Genomic DNA, 6,107 nt, shown 5'->3' on the forward strand with positions numbered 1-6,107 from the left:
CCCATCCGGTCAACCCAAGATAGCAGTTTGCCCAACGCCGTGTGGTTGATGGAATAATACGTGACCGGCCGCATCATATTAGGCATTACAAACACGGAACAACATGATATCTACATCACCGCTACGCTACCCCGGGGGAAAGGCGCGGTTCACGGACTTCATTTTGAGCGCGATGAAGCAGTCGGGTGAAGACGCACGTATGTTCGTCGAACCGTTTTGTGGAGGGGCAGGCGTTTCCATCGCCCTATTAGATTCTGAAGAGATCGACAGCATTGCTTTAAATGACGTCGATCCGCTAGTATCGAGCTTTTGGCAGGTAGTTTTTGGAAAAACCTCAACGGATGATCGCGACGTGAAATGGCTGGCATCTCAGATCGAGACCGCCGAACTTAGCGTTTCTGAGTGGGGAAGAATGAAAGCGAGCTCCCCTTCATCTAGCCGGGAATCCGCGTTCAAATGCCTCTACTTGAACCGGACTAGCTTCAACGGAATTTTACACAACGCTGGTCCGATTGGCGGATGGGAGCAGAAGGTTAGAACGTTGGGCGTCCGATTCAATCGAGAGAAACTGGTCCGCCGCGTTCTGGAGTTATACGCCCTGCGGAATAAAGTTGTCCGCGTCGGAAATGAGAACTGGCGCAGGTTCTGCTCATCGACGGGACGTCGGGCAGGTGGATACCTTTACATTGACCCCCCGTACTATCACAAGGCGCACAAGCTGTACGGCCACTTCTTCGATCATAAAGCGCATGTTGTAATGCGCGATTATCTCGCCGAGCTGGATATACCCTGGATGCTCTCATACGACGATGCGCCCGAAGTTCGCAATCTTTATGACCATCTCGAGGATGTACACGGTCGAGTAATTGACCAAACCTACTCCGCTCATCCGATTGGCGGAAGCAGTTTTGTCGGCCGCGAACTGTTTTTCAGCAATCGTACGCTGCCGACCACGTACCGAGATGCACCGCATCGCGGAATGAGCGTTATAGGAACCCTTTGCGCAGTGGAGCCCCCCGTTGGCCCTGTACGAACCCCAACTTTTCAACCCGTCGTTGCGACGTGAGGAATAGCGGTAACGTTTGACCATCAACAACAAAAGGATCGAGGGCATCTTGGACATTGCAAATCGAATTGTTACGGGGGAGTCGCCGCTGGTAAGGTTGTTGGGCGACTACGATTCATGTTTCGTAGGTTTTGTGTACGGCATGCGCTTCGATGAAGTCTTGGTCCTGACCAATGACGCTTTCAAGCACAAGGTCAAGGGCATCCCACACAACTCTTTCTTGGTAGCCGCAGGCTTCAACCCAGCGCGATTCGGCGACGCCGAACCCATCGACCAGGAAGTGATCCTGCTCCGCGTCTTGGAGCCTGTAAGCCTGCCTCAGGACAGCGATTTCGTCCGCACCCGCATCGAGCATCATCAGCGACGTACCGGAGGCGAAAAATATCCGGGCGAGGTCAACGACGGTCTCGATCCAATTACCGCAGTGGAGTTACAGGCAGGTGGTTTGCGCTGCAGCGTATTGGGCACGTTTTACATTGACGACCAGGCCAACCTGAGGCTCGGTAGCGATATCGAAAACTTCATGACGCTGTCACGGTTGCGGGCTTACAAGCCCCAAGGCGAAGCTTTGTCCACCATCGTCAACCACGTCAATCCAGAGGTGCGCGCCAAGGCTCGGGAAGAGGCGGTTAAAGCAGGCTTCAAAACCGCACCCTCGCCCATCCATATCGGCTCGGTGCGCTACACCTCGACCGCGCGTATGCATCGTGGGCCCAATGAACCCCTCGTGCCCGTGATGATCCACCCGACCGATTTCTTGTCACGGCGAACAGCAGTGCTGGGCATGACTCGCACGGGTAAATCCAACACCGTCAAGACAACCGTGTCAGCGGTCTCACTGGCTGCGATGACCGACGGTATCAACGTCGGGCAATTGATCTTCGATATCAACGGCGAGTACGCCAATGCGAATCACCAAGACGATGGCAGTTCGATCGCAGATGTGTTTCCCTCGCAGACTGTGCGCTATCGAGCGCTGGAAACTCCCGGGTTCGAGGATCTTCGAACCAACTTCTACAAGGACTGCGATCAAGCATTGAACTTGATTCAATCGCTGTTCAAAGAGGAGAACTCTCCGTTCTCTGGGCAGGATCTGGATGCGTTTATGTCGTCCACCCTCGAAGAACCCGACAAGAATGATCGCGCCGAACACACTCGCTGGAAGCGTCACCGAGCGGTCTTTCAGTGCATCCTCCATAGAGCTGGCTTTGCTGCCCCCCAAAGCCTGACAGTTGAAGTACCGATCGCCGCAGGTCTAACGAAGCAGATCGACGCATGGGCGCAGGCCCAAACTCCTGTTGTACCGGTGTCAATCCCGACATCGACCTATGTCTCGTTGTCCGAAGCTTGTGCATGGTTTGAGTTCATTCGACAGGTCAATCTTGCCATCAAAGAAGATCAAACTCAGCAACGAATCCCCGCGATTGGACTAGTTTCATCGACGCCCGGGAATTCTTGGGTAGATCCGACTCTCGAAGCCCACCTGAACATACTCGCACGGGAGACGAGTCGTAAGCAAAGCTTCGGCGGATGGCGAGCCGTTCAGAAGTACAAGATCTATCACTCCAGTCGGCGCGCAGCCGATGTGACGGCCGAAGTAATCAACCATCTGGACGCTGGAAAGATCGTGATCCTTGATCTTTCTGCCGGCCCAGTCGAGATCCGCACCGTACTCTCGGAACGCATCGCTCGCCAGATTTTCGAGCGCCAGATGGCAACGATGCATCGGGGTGAGACGCCGAAAAACATGGTGCTCTATGTTGAAGAGGCTCACAACATCATCGGCAAGAGAGCCGACTTGACTGAGACATGGCCGCGTATTGCAAAGGAAGGTGCAAAGGCTCGTATCGCTTTCGTCTACGCGACGCAGGAGCCGTCATCGGTCCACCCGAATATTCTGGCCAACACCGAGAACTGGTTTGTTACCCACCTCAACAACGATGACGAACTGAAGACGCTGGGGAAATTTTACGATTTCAGTGACTTCCTCGGATCGCTCAAAGCAGCGCAGGATGTGGGCTTTGCCCGCATCAAGACCCTATCTGCACCATTTGTGATCCCCGCACAGATAAAACGATTTTCACCGGATGAGATCAAGGCGCGGCTTGCTAACATAAATGCAGCAGGGAGCAAGTGATGCCATACAAGGGCGAAACGGCCGGCAAGGGCGGCCATTCGGACTTTGTCCAGAACCCGGACGTTCAGGCGTTCCTGGCCGAGTGCGACTACATGCGCCAGCCAAGCGATGCTGAAGCGGAGGCTATGGCATCGACTTTTTCCAAGGCGCCGCCCAGCGATCCGTCACAACTTCCAAAGTATGTTGTTGCCTCAGATGCAAGCAAGAGTGATACACCGATTAACGACAAGCTCCCGAGCACGCAGGTCGGATTCATCAAAGTCAGCCAGGTTCTCATCGGCATGGACAGCTATGCCGAGCTCATTGACCCCCGAAGCCGCTTTGTCGATCCCTTTAAAGCGGCTGAGATGCATCGTAACGCCGCCGCCATTACATTCACCTTGCCGGGTAGCAACGTCCGATTCCAAAGTGCCAAGAGTGTTAAGGACGGGTTCCGGCGAGCAGTCTTCAAGCAACTCAGTGCAGACAGAACCAACGGCGGGGGTGGCAGCCTAACGCTGTCCGCCGTGCTTATCGACATAAACGACGGGCAGATTCATGTTGGTCGGTCGGCCAGTCGTGCAGGCCAGTGCCCATCTTGTGATGCTGAACATGAATTCGCCTTTTCGTTGCATGAACAACAGAAAGTCTGCCCATCTTGTGGCGAACCGGTGTTCGTGACGGACTGGCTCCGGTTGCACGAAGACGTTTCCGATTTCGGAAACAACACCAGCGCGATGACGCGAATGATGAATGCTATTGAGCATTTGCTAATGGTCGCACTCATCCAACAAGTATTTGTAGCTGACCCACGAGCACTGGCGCGGATGGCGTTCGTGATGGATGGTCCGTTGGCGATCTTCGGTCAACCCGCCAAGTTGCATGCCCGGATTATGGCGTTGTTGTGCAAGGTCAACGTGCGCTTAGTGGAGCTTGGCCACGAACCGATACTGGTGCTTGGTTTGCAGAAGACTGGTGAGGTGATGGACCACGCCAATCTTCTGAATCGATTTTTGCCAAACGGTGTACTTCGTGTTTTGGACGACGGCTATCGCTATCAATACATAAAGGGCAGCGATTCGCCAGCGGATAATTTCGGGTTAGAAACGTATTACGGACAGGATTTTCTTTTCAAGACGGAGAAGGGCCGCATTTTCAGTTTTGCTGTGCCATATCCGTTCGCGGATAAGTCTGGTGATCCAAAGGAATTCGCCAAGGCCAAAGCAGACATTACCAATTATGGGTCGTTAATTCCACGGGCGTGCGATTTAATCAGGCACTTCGAACTTGACCTTTATGAGAGCGCCATCGTACCTGTAGCTTTAGCTCACCGGCACGCCTCGATTAGCATAGTACCGGGTGGTAAGGTCCTGGACATTATCGCTAAAACCGGACTCCAGCGGACGCTCAGCTAAACACACACGGGTGGATCTGACGCTGATTTGATCGAGAGATAGTCGTTGTCCGCCCGATCGTGGTTTCGACCGAGCCTATGGCCTCCGGCGCTTTTCTTAACATTTGAGGGACTGTCCTGGCTTCCATTCGGAGCCATCGTAAGCGTTGCGTGTTCAGTCAGGACGCCCCGATCTCCCGCCTGCTTGCAAGACAGTAGCCAAGATCGCATGTGATGGGGCGCGCATCCCCATCACCAGACCAGATGGACGGCCACGTAAGATCACCTTGGCACGTAGGTTAGCTCGACGGATGAGAAGAGGTGGGAATTGCTAGCTCCTTCTCCAGTTGCAACGCTTGCCAATCTCCATAGCTCATATTTCCCTCTTGCGTTCGCCAAGACTTTCTACCATTGTCTGCGCGGCCCAGGATTACAGCGGACGCGGCGCTAGGACTGTTAAATGAATGCTCTTTGGTGAATCGTAGCAACCCGCTATCTGTTGGTACCAACACACCGTGTTCCTGTAGTTGCTGATGCAATTTACGGTACCCCTCGTTCCAGTTTTTGTCCGTCCACGTCGATTTGGCTAATGATCCGGACTCTACAACAAATTCACCTTCAATCTCTTGGGCCTTCGCGGTAATACCAAGCTTTGGAGCAGACAGGATGAATATCGGTGACCCACTTGCGCCTTCCGTTTGGTTAGCGACTGGTGGTGGCGTCTCGCGTAGGAGGTCCAATCCAAGAACCGGAAGTACAAGCTTTATTTGCTCGATGAAATACAACATGTCTACTATATCCGCCTCTGGAAGCATACCGTATTCGGCCACAATACCTTTGCTGTTATCCAGCGCGACTCGATTCGCAGTAGAAGCAATAGTAATCAACTTGCTTTCGATGTAGCGCAAATGCCCTTTAGTAAGATTAGCATCCTTGCTAGTAATCAAAAATACATGGTGCCAAAAATCCTTTCCGCCTTTGTCTTCAGGCCTAGCATGACGAGTGAGCCGTTCCGCAACACTTTCCGTCTCTCCGATGTACGCAATCTGCTCCTCCCCGTTCGGTTTGTCTCCGAGAAGAATGTACAGAGCAGCGCGGCTGATCTCAGGTCGTTTCAGAAGATCTGCGAGACGTGAACGTGGTGCAGCTATCACGTGTCCAGACCAGTTTATGATTTCTGCCGTGATGATGCCACTTGGAGAGCCATCCGCAAGAAAGAGCTTTATTGATTTACCAGTGCTCATACTGCCTTATCCTCGGTACGTATCGTGGCGCGTGCATCAAAGCCGCGTCTTCGGATGTGTGAATGCCTGCTCACTTGGCCTAAAATTCGCCAGTAAGTCTATTGTATTTCAGATGTGAGCACGGTCATCAAGTATATCCACGAAAGGGTTTCTTCCGACGGTAATACCCCCGCTTTTAACGCGAGTCAGAAGTAGAGGCTAAGCGGCCATGGCCAGCCGCTGTTTTGGCGTTACGCCACCAAGGCCCATGTTGGGGCGCTCATGATTGTATTGCCACATCCATTCCGT

Annotated in this window: 4 protein-coding genes; 3 read left to right on the forward strand and 1 reads right to left on the reverse strand. The window is 53.3% G+C overall.

The genetic code is table 11. The features are described 5' to 3' along the window. Positions 1-103 precede the first annotated feature (103 nt). The 3 genes from GQ56_RS41950 to GQ56_RS0126600 are packed head-to-tail and all read left to right on the forward strand — an operon-like array spanning position 104 to position 4,597. Positions 104-1,066 carry a DNA adenine methylase gene (locus GQ56_RS41950; protein ID WP_075123027.1) on the forward strand — a complete coding sequence of 321 codons (963 nt, stop codon included), beginning with the start codon at positions 104-106 and terminating at the stop codon, positions 1,064-1,066. Between the two features lie 16 nt (positions 1,067-1,082). Next, a complete protein-coding gene (locus GQ56_RS0126595; protein WP_200878004.1) occupies positions 1,083-3,203 on the forward strand; it encodes an ATP-binding protein in 2,121 nt (706 codons plus the stop codon). Next, positions 3,203-4,597, forward strand: a complete 1,395-nt coding sequence (locus GQ56_RS0126600; protein WP_031401540.1) for a DNA double-strand break repair nuclease NurA — start codon at positions 3,203-3,205, stop codon at positions 4,595-4,597. Before GQ56_RS0126595 ends, GQ56_RS0126600 begins: the two co-directional genes overlap by 1 nt. 277 nt (positions 4,598-4,874) lie before the next feature. On the opposite strand, the gene GQ56_RS41955 is transcribed toward GQ56_RS0126600, so the two are convergent. Beyond that, positions 4,875-5,819, reverse strand: a complete 945-nt coding sequence (locus GQ56_RS41955; RefSeq protein WP_075123028.1) for a GIY-YIG nuclease family protein — start codon at positions 5,817-5,819, stop codon at positions 4,875-4,877. Positions 5,820-6,107 lie beyond the last annotated feature (288 nt).

The sequence above is a fragment of the Burkholderia paludis genome (genome assembly GCF_000732615.1).
Taxonomy (GTDB): Bacteria; Pseudomonadota; Gammaproteobacteria; order Burkholderiales; family Burkholderiaceae; genus Burkholderia; species Burkholderia paludis.